Source organism: Kitasatospora sp. NPDC094019, from assembly GCF_044764505.1.
Lineage (GTDB): Bacteria > Actinomycetota > Actinomycetes > Streptomycetales > Streptomycetaceae > Kitasatospora.
Genome location: NZ_JBIWIF010000016.1, coordinates 125,926 through 146,021, shown reverse-complemented (window position 1 = coordinate 146,021; position 20,096 = coordinate 125,926). Strand labels below are relative to the sequence as shown.

The 20,096-nt window shown below is 75.2% G+C and carries 17 protein-coding genes; 9 read left to right on the top strand and 8 right to left on the bottom strand.

Going from position 1 to position 20,096, the window contains the following annotated elements; genetic code table 11:
* Nucleotides 1-10 precede the first annotated feature (10 nt).
* From ACIQ9P_RS29910 to ACIQ9P_RS29900, 3 genes are all read right to left on the bottom strand, one after another.
* Nucleotides 11-2,233 carry an NADP-dependent isocitrate dehydrogenase gene (locus tag ACIQ9P_RS29910; protein WP_402362882.1) on the bottom strand — a complete coding sequence of 741 codons (2,223 nt, stop codon included), beginning with the start codon at nucleotides 2,231-2,233 and terminating at the stop codon, nucleotides 11-13.
* Nucleotides 2,234-2,363: 130 nt separating this feature from the next.
* Nucleotides 2,364-2,795 carry a DUF4180 domain-containing protein gene (locus ACIQ9P_RS29905; protein WP_402362879.1) on the bottom strand — a complete coding sequence of 144 codons (432 nt, stop codon included), beginning with the start codon at nucleotides 2,793-2,795 and terminating at the stop codon, nucleotides 2,364-2,366.
* Nucleotides 2,788-3,288 (bottom strand): helix-turn-helix domain-containing protein, encoded by a 501-nt coding sequence (locus ACIQ9P_RS29900; protein WP_402362876.1) that lies wholly within the window; start codon nucleotides 3,286-3,288, stop codon nucleotides 2,788-2,790. The genes ACIQ9P_RS29905 and ACIQ9P_RS29900 overlap by 8 nt, the downstream gene beginning before the upstream one ends.
* A gap of 235 nt (nucleotides 3,289-3,523) precedes the next feature.
* Between ACIQ9P_RS29900 and ACIQ9P_RS29895 the strand changes: the two genes are divergently transcribed.
* Together ACIQ9P_RS29895 and ACIQ9P_RS29890 are read left to right on the top strand one after the other, a co-directional pair.
* Nucleotides 3,524-3,910, top strand: coding sequence for an SAV_915 family protein (locus ACIQ9P_RS29895; RefSeq protein WP_402362874.1), 387 nt, complete (start codon nucleotides 3,524-3,526; stop codon nucleotides 3,908-3,910).
* A complete protein-coding gene (locus ACIQ9P_RS29890; protein ID WP_402362871.1) occupies nucleotides 3,907-4,218 on the top strand; it encodes a hypothetical protein in 312 nt (103 codons plus the stop codon). Before ACIQ9P_RS29895 ends, ACIQ9P_RS29890 begins: the two co-directional genes overlap by 4 nt.
* 80 nt (nucleotides 4,219-4,298) lie before the next feature.
* Here the strand turns inward: ACIQ9P_RS29890 and ACIQ9P_RS29885 are convergent, their stop codons facing one another.
* Together ACIQ9P_RS29885 and ACIQ9P_RS29880 are read right to left on the bottom strand one after the other, a co-directional pair.
* Nucleotides 4,299-5,618 carry a DUF2254 domain-containing protein gene (locus ACIQ9P_RS29885; protein WP_402362867.1) on the bottom strand — a complete coding sequence of 440 codons (1,320 nt, stop codon included), beginning with the start codon at nucleotides 5,616-5,618 and terminating at the stop codon, nucleotides 4,299-4,301.
* Nucleotides 5,619-5,856: 238 nt separating this feature from the next.
* Entirely contained in the window at nucleotides 5,857-7,494 is a 1,638-nt protein-coding gene (locus tag ACIQ9P_RS29880; protein WP_402362865.1) for an FAD-dependent oxidoreductase, read from the bottom strand.
* Between the two features lie 306 nt (nucleotides 7,495-7,800).
* Between ACIQ9P_RS29880 and ACIQ9P_RS29875 the strand changes: the two genes are divergently transcribed.
* From ACIQ9P_RS29875 to ACIQ9P_RS29845, 7 genes are all read left to right on the top strand, one after another.
* Nucleotides 7,801-8,967 (top strand): SchA/CurD-like domain-containing protein, encoded by a 1,167-nt coding sequence (locus tag ACIQ9P_RS29875; RefSeq protein WP_402362863.1) that lies wholly within the window; start codon nucleotides 7,801-7,803, stop codon nucleotides 8,965-8,967.
* Nucleotides 8,968-9,059: 92 nt separating this feature from the next.
* A complete protein-coding gene (locus ACIQ9P_RS29870; RefSeq protein WP_402362860.1) occupies nucleotides 9,060-9,494 on the top strand; it encodes a cupin domain-containing protein in 435 nt (144 codons plus the stop codon).
* Entirely contained in the window at nucleotides 9,491-10,750 is a 1,260-nt protein-coding gene (locus tag ACIQ9P_RS29865) for a beta-ketoacyl-[acyl-carrier-protein] synthase family protein (protein ID WP_402362857.1), read from the top strand. The genes ACIQ9P_RS29870 and ACIQ9P_RS29865 overlap by 4 nt, the downstream gene beginning before the upstream one ends.
* A 5-nt stretch (nucleotides 10,751-10,755) precedes the next feature.
* Nucleotides 10,756-11,997, top strand: coding sequence for a beta-ketoacyl synthase N-terminal-like domain-containing protein (locus ACIQ9P_RS29860; RefSeq protein WP_402362855.1), 1,242 nt, complete (start codon nucleotides 10,756-10,758; stop codon nucleotides 11,995-11,997).
* An 80-nt stretch (nucleotides 11,998-12,077) separates the two neighbouring features.
* Nucleotides 12,078-12,338, top strand: a complete 261-nt coding sequence (locus tag ACIQ9P_RS29855) for an acyl carrier protein (RefSeq protein ID WP_402362852.1) — start codon at nucleotides 12,078-12,080, stop codon at nucleotides 12,336-12,338.
* A gap of 1 nt (nucleotide 12,339) precedes the next feature.
* Complete coding sequence (locus ACIQ9P_RS29850; RefSeq protein WP_402362849.1) at nucleotides 12,340-12,795, top strand: SRPBCC family protein; 456 nt, start codon at nucleotides 12,340-12,342, stop codon at nucleotides 12,793-12,795.
* Between the two features lie 39 nt (nucleotides 12,796-12,834).
* On the top strand, nucleotides 12,835-13,164 hold the full coding sequence (locus ACIQ9P_RS29845; protein ID WP_045944736.1) for a TcmI family type II polyketide cyclase: 330 nt from the start codon (nucleotides 12,835-12,837) through the stop codon (nucleotides 13,162-13,164).
* Between the two features lie 110 nt (nucleotides 13,165-13,274).
* On the opposite strand, the gene ACIQ9P_RS29840 is transcribed toward ACIQ9P_RS29845, so the two are convergent.
* From ACIQ9P_RS29840 to ACIQ9P_RS29830, 3 genes are all read right to left on the bottom strand, one after another.
* Nucleotides 13,275-16,214, bottom strand: coding sequence for a condensation domain-containing protein (locus ACIQ9P_RS29840; protein ID WP_402362847.1), 2,940 nt, complete (start codon nucleotides 16,212-16,214; stop codon nucleotides 13,275-13,277).
* Nucleotides 16,211-18,127 carry an amino acid adenylation domain-containing protein gene (locus tag ACIQ9P_RS29835; RefSeq protein ID WP_402362844.1) on the bottom strand — a complete coding sequence of 639 codons (1,917 nt, stop codon included), beginning with the start codon at nucleotides 18,125-18,127 and terminating at the stop codon, nucleotides 16,211-16,213. Before ACIQ9P_RS29835 ends, ACIQ9P_RS29840 begins: the two co-directional genes overlap by 4 nt.
* 77 nt (nucleotides 18,128-18,204) lie before the next feature.
* Nucleotides 18,205-20,085: a non-ribosomal peptide synthetase gene (locus ACIQ9P_RS29830; protein WP_402362840.1), complete on the bottom strand. Its 1,881-nt coding sequence runs from the start codon at nucleotides 20,083-20,085 to the stop codon at nucleotides 18,205-18,207.
* Nucleotides 20,086-20,096: the final 11 nt, after the last annotated feature.

Genomic DNA, 20,096 nt, shown 5'->3' with positions numbered 1-20,096 from the left:
GCGGGCGGAATCAGCCGAGGTTGGCGATCGCCTCGTTGAGCGTCTTCGAGGGACGCATCACGGCCGCGGCCTTGGCCGGGTCCGGCTGGAAGTAGCCGCCGAGCTCGACCGCGGAGCCCTGCACGGCGACGAGCTCCTCGACGATGACCTGCTCCTGCTCGGTCAGCGACTTGGCCAGGCCAGCGAAGGACTCGGCCAGGTCGGCGTCCTCGGTCTGGCCGGCCAGCTCCTGGGCCCAGTACATGGCCAGGTAGAAGTGGCTGCCGCGGTTGTCGATGCCACCGAGGCGGCGGCTCGGCGACTTGTCCTCGTTGAGGAAGGTACCGGTGGCGCGGTCCAGCGTGTCGGCCAGCACCTGGGCGCGGGCGTTGCCGGTGGTGCGGGCCAGGTGCTCGAAGCTGGCGGCCAGCGCGAAGAACTCGCCCAGGCTGTCCCAGCGCAGGTAGTTCTCCTTGACCAGCTGCTGGACGTGCTTCGGGGCGGAGCCGCCGGCGCCGGTCTCGAACAGGCCGCCGCCGTTCATCAGCGGGACGACCGACAGCATCTTGGCGCTGGTGCCCAGCTCCAGGATCGGGAACAGGTCGGTCAGGTAGTCGCGCAGCACGTTGCCGGTGACCGAGATGGTGTTCTCGCCGCGGCGGATGCGCTCCAGCGAGAAGGTGGTGGCCTCGACCGGGGCCAGGATCTCGATCTGCAGACCGTTGGTGTCGTGCTCCGGCAGGTACGCCTTGACCTTCTCGATCAGCACGGCGTCGTGGGCGCGGGTCGCGTCCAGCCAGAACACGGCCGGGTCGCCGCTGACCCGGGCACGGGTGACGGCCAGCTTCACCCAGTCGCGGATCGGCAGGTCCTTGGTCTGGCAGGCGCGGAAGATGTCGCCCGGCTGGACGGCCTGCTCCAGGACGACCTCGCCGGTGGCGGCGTCGACCAGGCGGACGGTACCGGCGGCGGCGATCTCGAAGGTCTTGTCGTGGCTGCCGTACTCCTCGGCCGCCTGGGCCATCAGGCCGACGTTCGGGACCGAGCCGATGGTGGCCGGGTCCAGGGCGCCGTTCGCGCGGCAGTCGTCGATGACGGCCTGGTAGACACCGGCGTAGCTGCTGTCCGGCAGCACGGCCAGGGTGTCGGCCTCCTGGCCGTCCGGGCCCCACATGTGGCCGGAGGTGCGGATCATGGCCGGCATCGAGGCGTCGACGATGACGTCGCTCGGCACGTGCAGGTTGGTGATGCCCTTGTCCGAGTCGACCATGGCGAGGGCCGGACCGGCGGCCAGCTCGGCCTCGAAGGACGCCTTGATCTCGGCGCCGTTCGCCAGCTTGTCGAGGCCGGCCAGGATGCCGCCGAGACCGTTGTTCGGGTTCAGGCCGGCGGCGGCGAGCGCCTCGCCGTAGCTGGCGAAGGTCTGCGGGAAGAACGCCCGGACCACGTGGCCGAAGACGATCGGGTCCGAGACCTTCATCATGGTGGCCTTGAGGTGGACCGAGAAGAGCACGCCCTCGGCCTTGGCGCGGGCGACCTGCGCGGCCAGGAACTCGTTCAGCGCGGCGGCCCGCATGACCGAGGCGTCCACGACCTCGCCGGCCAGCACCGGGACCGACTCGCGCAGCACGGTGGTGGCGCCGTCCTCGGCGACCAGCTCGATGCGCAGCGCGCCGGCCTCGCCGATCACGGTCGACTTCTCGGTGGAACGGAAGTCGTTCACGCCCATGGTGGCGACATTGGTCCTGGAGTCGGCCGACCAGGCGCCCATGCGGTGCGGGTGGGTCTTGGCGTAGTTCTTGACCGACGCGGGGGCGCGGCGGTCGGAGTTGCCCTCGCGCAGGACCGGGTTGACGGCGCTGCCCTTGACCTTGTCGTAACGGGCGCGGACGTCCTTGTCCTCGTCGGTCCGCGGGTCGTCCGGGTAGTCCGGCAGCGCGTAGCCCTGCGCCTGCAGCTCGGCCACGGCGGCCTTGAGCTGCGGGATCGAGGCCGAGATGTTCGGCAGCTTGATGATGTTGGCACCCGGGGTCTTGGCGAGGGCGCCCAACTCGGCGAGGGCGTCGCCGATCCGCTGGTCCTCGGTCAGACGCTCCGGGAAGCTCGCGATGATCCGCCCGGCGAGGGAGATGTCGCGCGTCTCCACCTTCACGCCCGCGGTCGAGGCGTACGCCTGGACGACCGGCAGGAACGAGTACGTTGCCAGGGCAGGCGCCTCGTCGGTGTGCGTATAGATGATGGTCGAGTCAGTCATCGGTACTCCGCTTCACGTCTCCAACGTCTTGACGTCAAGATATCTCGTGACCGGCCCTTCGCTCCACCTCCCCCCGGCACGGATCAGCTCCACGGTCGACCCGATGTCGTCGCGGGGCAAGCCGAACGGGTCACGGGGTGGACCGGGAGGCAGTGTCCGGGGCACCGTTCCGGGCGCCGGTCAACGCGTCGATCCGGGCGTCGAACTCGGCCTCGTCGGCGAGGAACCACAGCTGGCGGCCCCGGTTGCTCTCCCGTACGAAGTCGCGCAGCGCGCCGCTGGCCCCGGTGTACGCGGTGAGGTCGCCGACCACGGCGAGGCCGACCCGGTACTGGGCGAACTTCTGGGTCACCTCCCCGGCGAGTCGGGTGCCCAGGGTGAAGAACTCGGCCCCGAACCGGGCGGCGGGCACGAGCAGCCATTCGGCGTCCCCGGCGAACGCCTCGCCGAGGAGGTCCATGCCGTCGCCCGGGGTACGGACCACCGGGCCGTCGGCGGACAGCCGCACCACGACGGGGGCGGGCACGGGAGCGGCGGCGGGCGCCGGGAGCGACTCAGACATGGCGGTTCTCCGTCGTCAGGGCATGGATGAGGAGCAGCAGCTCGGCGGCGTCGGCCGGGGCACCGAGAACGATCACCTTGAGGGTCGAGCGCTCCTCGTTGTGCAGCGTCTCGATCCGCAGCGGCACGCCCCCGCCCCGCGGGCCGGAGACGGCCGCGAGCAGGGTGTTCGACAGCCGGGCGGCCTCCCGGAGGCCGATGCCGTCGATCTGCACCACGGCGGACGCCTCGGCGTGCAGCGGCCCCGGGGCGGGCGGCGGCGGGGCTTCGATCCCGGGGGCACCGCCCGGACCGGCGGCGGGACCAGTACCGGGGTCGGGGTCGGGTCCACCGGCGAAGGAGTCGAAGTCGCGGCGGGCGATCCGGTACTGCTTGCCGATCCTGGTGGCCCGCAGCCGGCCGTCGCGGACGTACCCGCGGACCGTCCGGACGTGCAGGCCGAGCAGTTCGGCAACCTGCTCGACCGAGAAGTACTCCGGGGGGTGCTCCGGCATCGGCCGCCTCCTTGACTCCGTCGCTTCGTTACGCAAACTACCATGAGACAGGGAGCGATAGGGAAGGATAGGGAAGCCCGTCCGGTGAGCGGTGTGCCCGACCGTCAGGACTTCGTCAACGCGGCGCTGCATTCGGTCAACGCTGCGTCAGGAAGGTTCTCCGTCCGGCCACGGCGGTCCTAGCGTCGGAGGTGCAGTTCCGGCAGGCCCCTCTCCACCACTCGGGAGCACCCGCATGGCCCGCTTCGTCGTCTGGCACGTCCCGGTCACCGTCACCGGACGGACCACCTCCCTCCGCCTCTTCCGGCTGCGCGACGGGCGCCGCTGCGCCGTCGGCTTCAGCTCCGCGGACGCGCTCGCCGAGCTGCTCGGCCCGGAGCAGGCCGCCGTCGAGCTCGGCGAACCGGCGCTGCGGGCGCTCACCTCGCCGCTCGGCGTCGACGAGCTCGTCCTGGACCCGCGACTGGTCGCCGCGCCGGTCGTCGCCCCGACCGGCCCGACCACCACCCCGGACGCAGTCGGCCGGACCGGCACCGACCGGGAGACCGGCCCCGGCGGTCCCTCCACCGGGACCGCCGGGCGCCCCGCCACCCGGCCCGGCGCACGGCTCCAGCACCGGTGAGCGCACTCCATCTGCTCCCCGGGGCGCCCCGGCCGGAGCCGGCCCGGCCGCTCCAGGCCCTGGCCCGGGTGAGCTTCGGGCCCGTCCCACTCGACTTCGACCGTCTGGTCGCCGAACTCCCCGCCGTGCAGAGCGGGTTGGCCCTGGCCGGGGACGCCGATCTCGAACTCCGGCTCGCCTGTACCGGACCGGAGGAGTTACGCGCCGTCTCGGCCGCGCTGCTCCGGGCGGGCGCGGCCCACGTCCACGTGGACCTGGTGCTCCGCGCCCTCGTGCCGGGCCGGCCCGCCCTGCGGCCGGTGCCCTGAGAACCCCCGGGGGCCCGGGCCGGTGCACCCGGGGCCCCGGGTCCGGGCATCCCCGGATCGCGGCGTCCCCCAGGGACAGATCAGCCGATGCCCTGCCGGTCCGGGCGCAGGGCGAAGGCCAGGACCTCGGGGTCGCCCTGCTCCCGGGTCACCGCGCGGACCAACAACTCCTGCTGGTCCACGAGTTCGGGCCGGCGCGGCTCCGGCGCGATCCGCAGCAGGTCCTCCAGCGCGGCGGCCAGCCGCCGGGTCACCTGGGGGTGGCCCGCGCCGCAGAGGCGGATCTCGGTGAAGGCGAGGTCGACGATGCTCGACCAGCCCGGCACCGGTTCGACCAGCCGGACCGCACCCTGCCGGTCGCGGTGGCAGAGGTCGCCGAAGCTCTCGTGGAGGAGCATCGCGAGCAGCTGGTGGATCCGGTCGACGGCCTGCACGGCGGTGGTCGGGTCGTTGACGGCGGGCGAGAGCGCGCGGATCGCGATGTCCACGAGCTGGCGGAAGCCGAAGCTCAGGTCCTGGTGCATGGTGCGGTCGACACCGACGTTGAGCGCCTGGGCGATCCGCCGCGAGCGCGGCGGGCCCTCGCCGGCCACCCGGACGATCGGGGTCCCGGGAGCGATGAAGTCGCCGATCCTCGGCACCAGGTGCAGCACCGCGTCGTGCTTGCGGGCGATCCGCAGCAGCCGCCGGATGTTCACGTCCCGCAGCACCCCGGGGCGGCCCTCGTGGAGCAGGGTGTACGCGTCGTCGGGCACCGCCGGCGGCGCGGGTTCGGCCGGCATCAGCCGGTACTGCAGCAGCACGGTGATCGACTCGCCCGCGACCCGGTCGATCACGTGCGGGACACGCAGCAGCCGAAGGGTGGCCTGCACGTAGAGCACGAAGAGGCCGAGGCTGAGCACGACCAGGAGCACGGCGACCACGCTGGAGAAGACCGGGACGGAGGTCAGCTTCGCCGGGTCGGTGGAGTCGTCGTAGCTGAACTGGACCAGCAGCGCGAAGAGGAAGGTGGCCAGGCAGACCGAGAAGGTGGCCTTGGTCAGCCGGCTGCGGACGTAGAGCCGCAGCACCCGCGGGGAGAACTGGCTGGCGGCCATCTGCAGCGACACCAGCGAGATCGAGAAGACCACGCCGATGAACGTCAGCATCGCCGAACTCACGGTGGAGACGACGGACTTGGCGGCACTGTTGAAGCGCAGCAGCTCCTCCACCGAACCGGTCTCGGCCACGCTCCGACTCACCACCGCCTCGTCGAGTTCGGCGGCCAGCCCGGCCAGCAGCACGGCGGCGAGGCAGGCGAGCAGCGGGGCGAACCAGAACGACTCGCGCAGGTGCTCGCGCAGCGGGGACAGCGGTCGGTAGCGGACCGGCGGACGCGGCCCGGCCTGGCGGTCGGTCATCGCTCCAGGCTAGGCGGCCGCGCGGCGGCTCCCGGCACGCCACGCAGCGGTGTTCCGGCGCGCTCCGACCGATGTCCTCGCGTCGGAACGTCCCGGTCCGGCGCGACCACGGACCGGGGCCCCGTTCGACCGGTCGCTCCGCCGCGAGGCCGGTCCGCCCGCCCCCGGCCCGGGTCTCCCCGTGCGGGACGGGCCCGCCGGTGCGTACCGGCGGGCCCGTCCCGCCGGGCCGGCCGGGCTACAGCGAGAGCACCTCGCGCAGCGCCCCCTCGACGATCTCGGCGGGGTCTCCGGCGTCGGCACCCGCGGCACCCTCCGAGCGCCAGGCCACGAAGCCGTCCGGGCGGACCAGGACGGCGCCGTCCGGGCCGATGCCGTGCAGGGCCGCGAAGTCCTCGCCCGGCTCGGGGGCCAGGTCGTCCTCCGCGTCCGCGCCGATCCGGAGCGCCTCCAGCGGGACGGCCAGCCGGTCCGCCGCCCGGCGGGCGCCCTCCTGCCAGGCAGCTCCCGCCGATCCCGTCAGCAGCACCATGGTCTGCTCGTACAGGTCGAGGGTGGAGAGCCGGACCCCGGCCCGCAGCAGCCACTGGTGCGGCGCCCGGCTGCCCGGCTCGCCCGCCGACTCGAACGCCTCCGGGACCACCGGGCCCCCCGGGTCGGTCCCGGTCACCGCGCCCTGCCGGTAGCGGTAGCCGAGCGCCACCGCCAGCACTCCGGCCTGCCGGCCGACGCCCGGCACCACCGCGTAGCCCGGGTGGCTGTGCTCGGCGGAACGGGCCGAGGCCCGCTCGCCGGTCACCCGCGCCACCGGGCGGCGCTCCTGCCCGTAGGTGTCCAGCAGGCCGGGACCGGCCCAGCCGCAGAGCACCGCGGCGAGCTTCCAGGCCAGGTTGTGCGCGTCCTGGATGCCGGTGTTGGAACCGAACGCCCCGGTCGGGGACATCTCGTGGGCCGAGTCCCCGGCCAGGAAGACCCGGCCGGAGGAGTAGCTCTCGGCCACCCGCTCGGCGGCGTGCCACGGCGCCCGGCCGGTCACCTCGACGTCGAGCTCCGGCATCCCGACGGCGGCCCGGATGTGGCGGGCGCAGCGCTCGTCCGTGAACGCCTCCAGCGGCTCGCCGTGCTCCGGGTGCCACGGCGCGTGGAACACCCACTCCTCCCGGTTGTCGACCGGCAGCAGGGCGCCGTCCGCCTCCGGGTTGGTCAGGTAGCAGGCGATGAAGTGGCGGTCGCCGACCGCCTCGGCCAGCCGCTTCGCCCGGAAGGTGATGCTGACGTTGTGGAACAGCTCGCCCTTGCCGCTCTGACCGATGCCCAGCGCGGTGCGGGCCGGGCTGCGCGGGCCGTCCGCCGCGACCAGGTACTGCGCCCGGACGGTCCGCTCCTCCCCCGTCTCCCGACTGCGCAGCAGCGCCGTCACGCCCTCCTCGTCCTGCTCGAACGAGAGCAGCTCGGTGCCGAAGCGGATGTCGGCGCCCAGGTCGCGGGCGGCGCGGCGCAGCACCGGCTCCAGGTCGTTCTGGCTGCACAGGCACCAGGAGCTGGGGCTGAACCGGGCCAGCCGCCCGCCCGGGTCGATGTCGCGGAACAGCCACTCCTGTTCCTCGCCGGTCAGGGACGGGGCCTGCAGGATGCCGTGGTTCGGGGCCAGCACGGACGCCGCCTCGCGGATCGCCGCCTCGATGCCGGCCACCCGGTACAGCTCCATCGTCCGGACGTTGTTGCCTCGGCCACGCGGGTGACGCGAGGTGTCGGCGTGCTTCTCGACCAGCAGGTGCCTGACACCCAGTCGGCCCAGGAAGAGCGCGGCCGACAGCCCGACCAGCGAGCCGCCGACGATCAGGACCGGCACTCGGTCGTCCACCTTCGGATTCATCAATTGCTCCAGCCTGTACGGGAGTTCTGGGCCGAATGCGGGGCTCGGCGGGACTCTCGGAGGGGCCCGCGGACACGGCGGCCCGGTCCTACCGTCCCCCGCTCCGGGTCCGTTCTGGCGCTTCGTCGCCCGGATGGCCCGCATGGCTCGCGCCACCCGGGAGCACCGCGCACGATCGACCTCAGACCTGGTGGCCGACGCCACCTCGGCGCCCCTCCCCCCGCCGGAGGCCGCCCAGCTCCTCCGGCTCCGGAGCCGCCGCACGCGGCCCCCGACGCGTGCGGCCCCAGAAGCAGAAAGTGGATCATGACGACTCTGTCCGAACCGCCCGCGCGGCAGCACTCCGCCTCCGACACCCGGCTGCGGGTGGTGCTGATGCTGGAGATCCAGGACGGCGCCCAGCAGCGCTTCATGGACGTCTACGAGCAGCTGCGCCACCAGGTCGCCTCCGTGCCCGGCCACGTCAGCGACCAGCTCTGCCAGTCCATCAACGACCCCCGGCAGTGGCTCATCACCAGCGAGTGGGAGGACCAGGACACCTTCCTGGAGTGGGTCGACAGCCCGGCCCACCGCGAGATGGTCAAGCCGATGCACGGTTGCGTCAGCGACACCTTCCGCTCGATGCGCTACACGATCCTCCGCGAGACCTCCGCCGCCGGCGCCACCGGCACCGGGGCCCCGATCGAGGTGCCGGCCGACCTGCCGCGCACCGCCCCGGCCGGCCAGGTCGGCCCGCCCAAGGCCGACCCCGGCCCGGACGGCGTGGTCCGGCACGCGCTCACCTTCACCGTGAAGCCCGGCACCGAGCCCGAGGTGGCCCGGATCCTGTCCGGCTACGCCTCCCCCCGGGCCGACGTCGACGGGACCACCCGCCTGCGCCGCACCTCCCTGTTCATGCACGGCAACCGCGTCGTCCGCGCGGTCGAGGTGATCGGCAGCCTCGGCGACGCGCTGCGGCACGTCGCCATGCAGCCCGAGGTGCGTGCCGTCGAGGAGGCGATCAACCCGCACCTGGAGGAGGCCCGCCAGCTCGGCGACCCGCAGGCGGCCCGCGCCTTCTTCGCCCGGGCCGCGCTGCCCGCCGAGAACCAGGCCGTCGCCGGCACCCCGGCCGCCGGCCGACCGCACCGGCACGCCGTGCTGTACCCGGTGAAGCCCGGCAACGGCCAGGCGGTCACCGACCTGCTCGCCGACTACGACGAACTCGCCACCGTCGACCCGACCGGCCCGGTCGCGACCAGCACCGTCTTCCACCGGGACGACGTGGTGGTCCGGCTGGTCGACCTGCGGGTGCCGCCGGAGGCGGACCCGGCGGCGGCGCTCGGCATCGCCGGCGAGCGCGAGGCCGCCGTCCTCGGCCGGCTGCTCGACCTCGGCCCCGAGGTCGACCTGCGGACCGACGCCGGACTGCGCGCCTTCCTCGCCGCGCGCGCCATGAACCCGGTCACCGACCGTACCTCGCAGGACTCCTGACGGAGCGTCGGCCCAGAAGACGTCCGACCGGACCCGGCCCGGAAGAACACGGAAGCTCCCCCGGCAGAACACCCGGCAAGAAGGAAGAAACCATGTCCACGCAGTACCCACGGATCGTCAACGTCTCCGAGGCCCCGGAGAACCGCCGGCGCGGCGGCGACCTGCGCGCCATGCTCACCCCGGCCACCTGCGGCGCCACCAGCGGGTTCATGGGGCTGGCCATCGTCGAGCCCGGCGAGCGGATCGGCGAGCACTACCACCCGTACTCCGAGGAGTTCGTCTTCGTCGTCACCGGCGACCTCGAAGTGGACCTGGACGGGGAGACCCGGATCCTCAGGCCCGAACAGGGGCTGATGATCCCGATCAACATGCGCCACCGGTTCCGCAACGTCGGCGACACCGTGGCCAAGATGGTCTTCCACCTCGGCCCGCTGGCACCGCGCCCCGAGCTGGGCCACGTGGACACCGAGGAGACCGGGGCGGCGGTCAACGCCGGGCCGCCGGAACACGCCAAGGTGGCTTCGTGAGCCGCCGACGGGTCGCCGTCACCGGAATCGGCGTGGTCGCGCCCGGTGGGGTCGGGGTCCCGGCGTTCTGGGACCTCCTGACCGCCGGGCGGACGGCGACCCGCGGCATCACGCTCTTCGACCCCGCCGGGTTCCGCTCCCGGATCGCCGCCGAGTGCGACTTCGACCCGGCGGCGCACGGGCTCGGCCCGGAGGACGTCCAACGGGCCGACCGCTACGTCCAGTTCGCGATGGTGGCGGCGGACGAGGCGATCACCGACGCCGGACTCGACCTGGCCGCCGAGGACCCGTGGCGGATCGGCGTCTCGCTCGGCACCGCCGTCGGCGGCACCACCCGGCTGGAGCACGACTACGCCCTGGTCAGCGCCGGTGGCGCCCGCTGGGACGTCGACCACCGGCTGGCCGAACCGCAGCTGCACCGGGCCTTCGCGCCCAGCACGCTCGCCTCGGCGGTCGCCGAGCGGACCGGCGCCCACGGACCGGTGCAGACCGTCTCCACCGGCTGCACCTCCGGCCTGGACGCCATCGGCTACGCCTTCCAGACCGTCGAGGACGGCCGGGCCGACATCTGCATCACCGGGGCCTCGGACTCGCCGATCTCACCGATCACCGTCGCCTGCTTCGACGCCATCAAGGCCACCAGCGAACGCAACGACGATCCGGCACACGCCTCCCGGCCGTTCGACGCCCACCGGGACGGCTTCGTGCTCGGTGAGGGCGGCGCCGTCCTGGTCCTGGAGGAACTGGAGCACGCCCGGCGGCGCGGCGCCCGGATCTACGGCGAGATCGGGGGCTTCGCCACCTTCGGCAACGCCTACCACATGACCGGCCTCACCCAGGAGGGGCTGGAGATGTCCCGGGCGATCGACCACGCGCTCGGCCACGCCCGGGTCGACCGCACCGACGTCGACTACGTCAACGCGCACGGCTCGGGCACCAAGCAGAACGACCGGCACGAGACGGCCGCCGTGAAGCGCTCGCTCGGCGAGCACGCCTACCGGACGCCGATGAGCTCGATCAAGTCGATGGTCGGGCACTCGCTCGGCGCGATCGGCGCGATCGAGGTGGTCGCCTGCACCCTCGCCCTGGACCGCGGCGTGGTGCCGCCGACCGCCAACTACGAGACACCCGACCCGGAGTGCGACCTGGACTACGTGCCGCGCACCGCCCGGGAGACGCCGCTGCGCCACATCCTCTCGGTCGGCAGCGGCTTCGGCGGATTCCAGTCCGCCGTCGTGCTCACGAGAACGGGGTGAGATCCATGACGTCACGTCAACAGGAACGCCGGGCGGTGATCACCGGCCTGGGCGTGGTGGCGCCGAACGGCGTCGGGGCCGATGCCTTCTGGAAGGCGACCCGGCAGGGCGTGAGCGTCCTCGACCGGATATCACGTGAGGGCTGCGAGAACCTCCCGCTGCGCGTCGCGGGCCAGGTGCGGGACTTCGAACCGCAGGCCGTCATCGACAGCCGCCACCTGGTGCAGACCGACCGGTTCACGCACTACGCGATGGCCGCCGCCGACCAGGCGGTGGCGGACGCCGGATTCCTCGCCGATCCCGACCGCCCCTACGCGGTCGGTGTGGTGACCGCGGCCGGCTCCGGCGGCGGCGAGTTCGGCCAGGGCGAGCTCCAGCAACTGTGGGGCAAGGGGCCGCAGTTCGTCGGCCCCTACCAGTCCATCGCCTGGTTCTACGCGGCCAGCACCGGTCAGGTGTCGATCCGCGGCGGCTACAAGGGCCCGTGCGGGGTGGTGGCCAGCGACGAGGCCGGCGGACTGGACGCGATCGCGCACGCCGCCCGGTCCGTCGCGCACGGCACCGACGCGGTGGTGGTCGGTGCCGCCGAGGCCCCGCTCGCCCCGTACTCGATGGTCTGCCAGCTCGGCTACCCCGAACTGAGCCTGGCCGACCGGCCCGACCGCGCCTACCTGCCGTTCTCCCCCGACGCGGCCGGCTTCGCCCCCGCCGAGGGCGGCGCGATGCTGCTGCTGGAGGACGAGGCCACCGCCCGTCGGCGCGGCGCCGCCGTCCGGGCGTACATCGCCGGGCACGGCGCCACCTTCACCGGCGCCTCCCGCTGGACGGAGTCCCGCGAGGGCCTGGCGGCGGCGATCCGGATCGCCCTCGACCGGGCCCGGATCTCGCCGGAGGAGGTGGACGTGGTCTTCGCCGACGCCCTCGGCGTCCCGGCCGCGGACCGCGCCGAGGCGCTCGCGCTGGCCGACGCGCTCGGCCCCTACGCCGAGCGGGTCCCGGTCACCGCCCCCAAGTCCGGTACCGGGCGGGCCTACTGCGGCGCCCCGCCGCTGGACACGGTCGCCGCCGTGCTCGCCATGGAGGACGGCGTCCTGCCGCCCACCCCGAACGTCACCGAGGTCGCCCACGACCTGGCCCTGGTGACCGGCCGCGCCCGCCCGGCCGAACTGCGCACCGCCCTGGTGCTCAGCCGCGGGCTGATGGGCTCCAACTCGGCGCTGGTGCTGCGGCGCGGCGAACCGGACTGACCCCGCCGCCGTTCCGCCCGCCCACGGCCCGCCCCACGCTCCACCGCTCAACCACCAGCTCGCTACGAAGGGACACCCCCGTGAGCAACACCCTCAACTATCCACAACTCGCGGAGCTCATCCGGGCCAGGGCCGGCGTCGAGATCGACCCGGTCGAACTGGAGCGGCCCGGCGCCGATTTCGACGAGTTCGGCGTGGACTCCCTCGGCCTGCTCGGCGTGGTCGGCGAGCTGGAGAACCGGCACGGGGTGAAGGTCACCAACGGCGCGGAGTCGGCCAGGACCCCGGCCGAGTTCCTGGCCCTGGTGAACTCCGCCGTGACCGCGAAGGCGGGTGCCTGAGATGCCCGGACACACGGACAACGAGATCGTCATCGCGGCCCCGCTCGACCTGGTCTGGGAGATCACCAACGATCTGGAGAACTGGCCGCAGCTGTTCAGCGAGTACGCCTCGGTCGAGGTGCTGGAGCGCGACGGCGACCGGGTGACCTTCCGGCTGACCATGCACCCGGACGACGACGGCAAGGTCTGGAGCTGGGTCTCCGAGCGCACCACCGACCGCCCCTCGCTCGCGGTGCGGGCCCGGCGGGTCGAACCCGGCCCGTTCGAGTTCATGGACATCCACTGGGAGTACTCGGAGGTGCCGGCCGGCACCCGGATGCGCTGGGTGCAGGACTTCGCGATGAAGCCCACCGCGCCCGTCGACGACGACGGCATGGTCAACCACATCAACCGCAACTCCCGGATCCAGATGCAGCTGATCCGCGAGAAGGTCGAGAAGAAGGCCGCGGAGGTCTGAGCCATGACGTCCCCCGCGACCGAGCACCCGACCGCGCGGATCCACCGCGCCCTGATCGTCGCCCGGATGAAGCCCGACGCGGCCACCGGCATCGCCGAGGTCTTCGCCGACTCCGACAACCGGGGTGAGCTCCCCCACCTGATCGGCGTCACCGGGCGCAGCCTGTTCCAGTTCGGCGACGTGTACCTGCACCTCATCGAGGCGGACCGACCGCCCGGACCGGCCGTCGCCCAGGTGGTCGGCCATCCCGAGTTCCGTGCCGTCAGCGACGCGCTGACCACCTACGTCCAGGCGTACGACCCGGCCACCTGGCGAGGGCCGAAGGACGCGATGGCGCGCGAGTTCTACCGCTGGGAGCGCCGCGGCTGAGCGCGCGCCGGTGACACGTCGAGCGGACACCCCGCGGGCCTCGGGCCCCGGGGTGTCCGCTCGTGCGGGCGGCTCGTGGCGCCGCCGGTGCCTTCCGGCGGGCTGTGGCGTCAGTGCGCCCCGGCGGTCCGCGCCGTCATCGCGGCGAGCACGGCGCGCCAGTCCTCGCCGGGCTCCGGCGTCAGCGGCCCGGCCAGCGCGTCGGCCCGGTAGTGCCAGGGGCGCAGCAGCTCGGCCTCGGCCTCCGGTCCGTACCCGACGGTGCTGGACGAGCCGAGCAGCCGGACCAGTTCGGCGCTGAACTCGGCCCAGGAGACATGGCCCGTGACGGCGTTGACGATCCGGCCGGGCGCCCGGCCGAGGCTCGCCGTCACGGCCCGGGCCAGGGCGGCCGAGTGCACCCAACTGGCCCCGGCCCACCCGGCCGCGGGCTCCGGCAGCAGGATCGGACGGCCGGCCAGCGCGGACTGGTAGAGCGCGCCGGTGGCGCCCCAGCGGAGCTGGTCGCGCAGCCGCCGGTGCGGGCCCCAGACGATCGGTGAGCGGACCACGGCGACCGGGCCTCGGGCCGACGGGGCGGCGTCCAGCAGGATCCGCTCGCAGTCGAGCTTGGCCCGCCCGTAGGGGGTGAGCGGCCCGGCCGAGGGGCCGCCCTCGGGGACCTCCCCGGCTTCCGGCCGGCCGTAGGCGTCGATGCTGCTGACGAAGACGAACCCGCCGGTGCCGCGCCAGCCCTCGACCAGGGTCCGCATGGCGGCGAGGTCGACGGCGTGCTCGGTGAAGGTGCAGGCGGCGTGGATCACGGTCTCCGCGCCCTCGACCGCCCGGCGCAGGCTCTCCCGGTCGGCGAGGTCCCCCTCGGCGACCTCCACCCCGGACCCGGCCACCAGATGGGCCGACTCGGGGCGGACCAGGGCGCGCACGGGGCGGCCCTGGGCCACGAGTTCCTGGAGCAGGGCGGCGCCGACGCCGCCGCTGGCGCCGGTGAGCAGCACCGTCCCGGACCGGGTGACGGGGGTGGCCCGGGTGCCGGAGGCGGGGCGCCGGGCGCCGCTGCCGCGTTCGGCGGCGCGTTCGGCCAGCAGGGTGGCCAGGGCGCGCGGGGTCCGGCGCTCCAGCACGTCCAGTCCGGTCAGCGGCAGGCCCAGGCGGGCGCGGAGGCGCTCCGCCAACTGCACGGCCACCAGGGAGTGGCCGCCGAGGCCGAAGAAGTCGTCCTCGGCGCCCGGCCGGGGGCCGAGCAGTTCGGCGAAGACGTCGCGCACGGCGTCCAGGTGGGCGGTGGGGGCGCCGGGGAGCCGGGCCGGGTCGAGGGTGCCGTCGGGGCGGCGCGGGATGCGGTCCAGCAGGGTGACGGCGAGCGGCAGCGCGCCGGGCTCCGCCAGCCCGCGGCGCAGGGCGGCGCGCAGCTCGGCGCCGCTGGGGGCGACCGGGCCGGTGACGCTCGCGTAGGCGAGGGCGGGGCCGTGCTCGGCGAGGTGCAGGGCGGCGTCGGTGACCCGGGGGTCGGCGAGCAGGGCGGCCACGGCGGGGTGGCGGTCGGGGCCCTCCGCCGGCCCGGCCGCGCCGGGGAAGCGCTCGCCGTCGGGCAACTCGCCCTCGGGAGAATCGCCGTGGGGCAGATCGTCGTTGAGCGACTCGCCGGGGAGCCGCTCGCCCGGGAGATGGGACAGCGGGCGGTCGGCGTCGGCGGCGACGGCCGTCAGCAGCGCGGCGAAGACGGCGTGCAGCCGGCCCGCGGTGGCCCCGTCCAGGGCCGCCGGGTCGTGCTGGAGCAGGCAGCGCGGGCTCGGGCCGTCCTCGACCAGCAGGGTCAGGCCGAACTTGGCGAGCCCGAGGTCGACCTCCACCGCCTCGGCGTCGAGGCCCGGCAGCTTCAGCGGCTCGGCCGGGTGGACCAGGTCGCAGCTGACGGCGAGCAGCGGCGTCCCGTCGGCGCCGCGGGCGGCGGCGCCGAGGCGCTCCACGACCAGGTCGAAGGGCACCTCGTGGTGCTCCTGGGCGTCCAGCAGCGCGGTGCGGACGGTGGCCAGCAGCTCGCTGAAGGCCGGGTCGCCGTCGGGCTCGGGCAGCCGGGCCCGGACCGGCAGGGTGTTGACCTGGAGGCCGATCAGCCGCCGCAGTTCGGGCCGGGAGCGGTGGCCGCCGGCGCAGCCGAGCACCAGGTCGGAGCCGCCGGTGGCGGCGCGCAGGGCCGCGAAGGCGGCGGTCAGGACCACGGTGAACGCGGTCGCGCCGTGCCGGGCGCCGAGTCGGCGCAGTCCGTCCAGGGTGTCGGCGGTGAGCGGCGCGCTGTGCAGGACGGCGCGGCGCTCGGGGGTGCCGGGCGGGACGGGGCGCAGCAGCGGCAGCGGAACGGCGCCTGCGAGCCGGTCGGCCCGGGCGGTGGCCGCCGCGCCGAGCCGGTCGTCGCGGGCGCGCTCCCAGCGGGCGTAGTCGGCGTACTGGAGCTCCGGTTCGGGCAGTCCGGCCGGGCGGCCCCCGGCGGCGGCCGCGTACAGGGCGCCGAGTTCTTCGGCGAGGACGGGCAACGAGCCGCCGTCGACGGCGATGTGATGGAGCGCCAGGAGCAGGGTGTGGTCGTCCGGGGCGTGCCGCAGCAGCAGCGCGCGCAGGACGGGGCCGGTGGCGAGGTCGAACGGGCGGGCCGCCTCGGCCGACAGCAGGGCGGCGGCCCCCTCCGGGGTGGCGTCCCGGACCGGCAGCGGCACCGGGGCGGGCGGCGCGACCTCCTGGTGGGGCCGCTCGTCCAGGTGTCCGTACCGGGTGCGCAGGATGTGGTGACGGGCGGTGAGGCCGGTCAGGGCGGCGGCGAGGGCCTCCCGGTCCAGCGGGCCGCGCAGCCGGGTGGCGAGCGGGACGTGGTAGCGGGGGCCGCCCTGGCCGAGCCGGTCCATCAGCCACATCCGCTGCTGGGCGTGGGACAGCGGGGCCGGGCCGGGGGCGGTGCCGCGCGGAACCGGTCCGGCGGCCGGAGCGCCGGGCGCGGGCGTCCTGCTGCGGCCGCGGGCCCGGCGGAGCAGTTCGGCCTGGTCGATCGGGGCGGTCATCGGGCGGACTCCTGGGCGTGGGCGCCGGCGGTCACGAGGTCGGGCCCGGCCGTCCGGGTGGGTTCGGTCGACCCGGTGGAATCGGCCGCGAGCAGGGCTCGTTCGATCAGGGCGGCCTGGCCGGCCACCGTGGGACGGTTCAGGAAGTCACCGAGCGGCAGCTCGACGCCCAGGTCCTCACGGAGGTCGTCGACCACCCACATGGCGAGCAGCGAATGGCCGCCGAGGGCGAAGAACTCCGCTTCGGGGGTGGTCACTTCGACCTCCAGGGCGCGCGACCAGGCAGCCGCGACGACCTGCTCGATCGGCCCGAGGGCCGCGGACTCCGCCACAGGTCCGGCCACGGGTCCGACCTCGGGCCCGGCGGCCTCGGCCGGCCCGTCCCCGGCGGCCAGCGCGCGGCGGTCGACCTTGCCGCTGCCGGTGAGCGGCAGGGTGTCCAGCACCGTCCAGGCGGTCGGCACCAGATGGGCCGGGAGGCGGTCGGCGAGCTGCCGGCGCAGCGACTCGGGCGCCGGGCGGGCGCCCTCGGCGCCGACCACGAAGGCGGTGAGCGCGGCGTCCTCGTGCCCGGCGCGACGCAGCACCACGGCCGCCTCGGCGACCTCGGGCAGTCCGCGCAGCACGTGCTCCACCTCGCCCGGCTCGATCCGGTAGCCCCGAAGCTTCACCTGGTCGTCGAGGCGGCCGTGGAAGTCGAGGGTGCCGTCCGGCCGCCGGGAGACCAGGTCCCCGGTACCGTACGCCCGGCCCAGGCCGGGGAGTTCGACGAACCGCTCGGCCGTCAGCTCGGGCCGCCCGAGGTAGCCGAGCGCCAGCCGCCCGGTGAGCCAGAGTTCGCCGCGGGTGCCGTCCGGGACCGGGCGGCGGTCCTGGTCGAGGACGGCGGCGCCGGTGCCGCCGAACGGGCGGCCGATCGGCACCGGGCCCGCGCAGTCGGCGGGCCGGACGCGGTGCAGGGTGGCGAAGGTGGTGGCCTCGGTCGGGCCGTAGCCGTTGACCAGTTCCAGCCAGGGGTAGGTGCGCAGCACGGCACCGGCGTGCTCGGCGGCGAGCGCCTCGCCGCCGACGACCACGTGCCGCAGCACGCCGAAGATCCGGGAGCCGCGCGCGGCGAGCTGGTGGAACAGGGCGGTGGCCAGCACGGCGTGGGTGACGCCGAACCGCTCGACGTCGCGGGCGAGTTCCTCCGCGCTGGGGCGTTCGGCGGTCGGCACGGCGAGCGCGGCGCCGTTGGCCAGCGGACCCCAGAGTTCCAGGGTCGAGAGGTCGAAGCCGGCCGAGGTGCGGACCAGCATCCGGTCGCCGGGCCGCAGCACGACCCCGTCGGCGGCGGTGACCAGCCCGGTGACGGCGTGGTGCGGCACCAGGACGCCCTTGGGGCGCCCGGTGGAGCCGGAGGTGAAGTACACGATGGCGGTGGCGGCCGGGTCGGGGTCGATCGGACCGGGCCCGCGCTCGTCGTCACCGGTCCCGGCGGGGCCGGTCTCGGTGAGCACCAGCGAGCGGTCCTCGGCCAGGTCGAGTTCGGCGAGCAGCGCCTTGTCGCCGAGGGTGAGCCGGACGGCGGCGTCGTCGAGCATCGCGGTGAGGCGCGCGGCCGGGTACGCCGGGTCGAGCGGCAGCACATGGCCGCCGGCCCACCAGACGGCGAGGTGGGCGACGGCGATCCGGCTGCCGCGGGCGCAGAGCACGCCGACGGCGCTGCCGGGGGCGACCCCGCGGGCGGTCAGCTCGGCGGCCAGCAGGCGGGCGTTGGTCACGAGTTCGCGGTAGGTCAGGGTGGTGGTGCCGTCGGTGACGGCGAGCGCCTCGGGGCGCTCGGCGGCCTGCCGGGCGACCAGCGCCGGGACGGTGGCGGGAGCGACGGCCGAAGCGGACGCGGGATCGACGGCGGAGCGGGAGGGAGTCATGGGAGGTCAGCCTTCCGGGCGCCCCGGCGGTGGGCCGGGGCGCCGTGCGACGGTGGGCGGGAGGGAGGGGCGGCCGGTCAGCCCGCCGCGGCGTCCGGACGGCGCTCGTCGACCAGTCGCGCCAGCGCGCGCAGGTCAGGCTGGCGCAGCAGCATCGGGGCCCGCAGCCGGACCCCGAACTCCTCCTCCAGCGCGGCGAGCAGCCGCGCGGCGGTGACCGAAGTCCCGCCCGCGTCCAGGAAGTTGTCGGCGGGGTCGAGGTCGGACCGGCCGAGCAGACCGGCGCAGATCCGGAGCACCGTCCGCTCGGTGGGCGTGGCGGCCCCGTCGGCCGCCGGTCCGGCGGAGCCCTCGGCGCCCTGCTGGGCCGCGGTCTCCTCCGCCTTGAGCAGCGCGGCCCGGTCGATCTTGCCGTTGGCGTCCAGTGGGAAGGCGTCGACCAGCCGCAGCGCACTCGGCACCGCCTGCTCGGGCAGCCAGGGCCGCACCGCCGCCAGCAGTTCGGCGCCGTCCACCGGGGCGCCCTCGGTCACGGGCTGGGCGAAGGCCAGCAACTGGGCGCCGCCCACCGGGGCCGGGCGGGCGACCACGGCCGCGCGCCGCACCCGGGGGTCGCGCTCCAGCGCGGCCTCGACCTCGGCCGGTTCGATCCGCACGCCGCTGACCTTGACCTGGTCGTCCAGTCGGCCGAGGAACTCCAGCACCCCGTCCTCGCGCATCAGCACCCGGTCACCGGTGCGGTAGACCCGGTCGGTGCCGTCCAGGTCGTCCGGCGCGGAGACGAAGCGCTCGGCGGTCAGCTCCGGGTCGAGGTAGCCGATGGCCAGGCCCTGGCCGCCGATCCGCAGTTCACCGGCCTCGCCGCGCGGCACGGGGCGGCCGTTCCCGTCGGCGACCAGGACGATCGCGCCGGGGACGGGCCGGCCGATCGGCGGCGCCCCGGTGCCGTGGTCGGCGCCCGGCGCCATGCTGTGCACGGTGGTGGTGACGGTCGCCTCGGCCGGGCCGTAGGCGTTGTGGACGGTCGCCGTGACGTCCGGGCCGGGGGTGCGGCGCAGCCGGTCGCCGCCGACCGTGAGGTGGCGCAGCGGCAGGTCGGCGGGCCAGGGCCGGTCGAGAACGGGCTCGGCGAGCGGGGTGGGCAGCACGCCGACCGTGATGCCGGCGGTGCGCCACCAGTCGGTGAGCGCGGCCGGGTCCCAGCGGACGGCCTCGGGGGCGACGCAGAGCGCCGCGCCCGAGGTGAGACCGGCCCACAGCTCCATCAGGTGCGGGTCGAAGGCGACGCCGATGAGCAGGCTGTGCCGGTCGCCGGGGCCGAGGCCGGTCAGTTCGCGGTACCAGGTGAGCAGGGCGCCGAGCGCGGTCTGGCCCACGGCGACGGCCTTCGGCAGCCCGGTGGAGCCGGAGGTGAGCACGGTGTACTGGGTGCCCTTGGGGGCGCGGACGGCCTCCGCGCCGCCCGCGCCGTCGCGCTGCTCGGCGAAGGCGGCCACGATGCCGGTCGCGCCGGGGGCGGTGACCGGGTGGTGCCGGCCGTCCCGGTGGGCGGGCGGCAGCAGCGCCGGGTCCCCGATCAGGCAGGCGGGGCGCAGCTGTTCGGCGACGGCCCGGAGCCGGCGCTCGCCGGGTCGCGGACCGAGCGGCAGGTGGACGGCGCCGAGCCGGGCGACGGCCAGGGTGGCGGCGACCAGGGCGGCGGAGTGGTCGAGGCAGAGGCCGACCAGGTCGCCGGGGCGGACCCGGCCGGCCAACTGCCCGGCGATGCCGTCGGCGAGGCGGTCGAGTTCGGCGTAGCTCAGGGTGAGCCCGCCGTCGATCAGCGCGGGCGCCTGCGGGGTGCGGCGGGCCCAGCTGGTGAAGAGGTCGAGCACGGCGCCGTCGCGGTGCGGGCGGCCGTGGGCGACGGAGAGGCCGGGCAGCAGGCCGGACAGGGGCAGGTCCTGGATGGTGGTCATGACGGGTTCCT

Bases quoted from the DNA above. Each gene is read 5' to 3' on its own strand.
- ACIQ9P_RS29900 (WP_402362876.1), bottom strand. From the start codon at position 3,288: ATGCCGGAGCACCCCCCGGAGTACTTCTCGGTCGAGCAGGTTGCCGAA.
- ACIQ9P_RS29870 (WP_402362860.1), top strand. From the start codon at position 9,060: ATGTCCACGCAGTACCCACGGATCGTCAACGTCTCCGAGGCCCCGGAG.
- ACIQ9P_RS29850 (WP_402362849.1), top strand. From the start codon at position 12,340: ATGCCCGGACACACGGACAACGAGATCGTCATCGCGGCCCCGCTCGAC.
- ACIQ9P_RS29860 (WP_402362855.1), top strand. From the start codon at position 10,756: ATGACGTCACGTCAACAGGAACGCCGGGCGGTGATCACCGGCCTGGGC.
- ACIQ9P_RS29830 (WP_402362840.1), bottom strand. From the start codon at position 20,085: ATGACCACCATCCAGGACCTGCCCCTGTCCGGCCTGCTGCCCGGCCTC.
- ACIQ9P_RS29835 (WP_402362844.1), bottom strand. From the start codon at position 18,127: ATGACTCCCTCCCGCTCCGCCGTCGATCCCGCGTCCGCTTCGGCCGTC.
- ACIQ9P_RS29895 (WP_402362874.1), top strand. From the start codon at position 3,524: ATGGCCCGCTTCGTCGTCTGGCACGTCCCGGTCACCGTCACCGGACGG.
- ACIQ9P_RS29910 (WP_402362882.1), bottom strand. From the start codon at position 2,233: ATGACTGACTCGACCATCATCTATACGCACACCGACGAGGCGCCTGCC.
- ACIQ9P_RS29840 (WP_402362847.1), bottom strand. From the start codon at position 16,214: ATGACCGCCCCGATCGACCAGGCCGAACTGCTCCGCCGGGCCCGCGGC.
- ACIQ9P_RS29880 (WP_402362865.1), bottom strand. From the start codon at position 7,494: ATGAATCCGAAGGTGGACGACCGAGTGCCGGTCCTGATCGTCGGCGGC.
- ACIQ9P_RS29885 (WP_402362867.1), bottom strand. From the start codon at position 5,618: ATGACCGACCGCCAGGCCGGGCCGCGTCCGCCGGTCCGCTACCGACCG.
- ACIQ9P_RS29905 (WP_402362879.1), bottom strand. From the start codon at position 2,795: ATGTCTGAGTCGCTCCCGGCGCCCGCCGCCGCTCCCGTGCCCGCCCCC.
- ACIQ9P_RS29875 (WP_402362863.1), top strand. From the start codon at position 7,801: ATGACGACTCTGTCCGAACCGCCCGCGCGGCAGCACTCCGCCTCCGAC.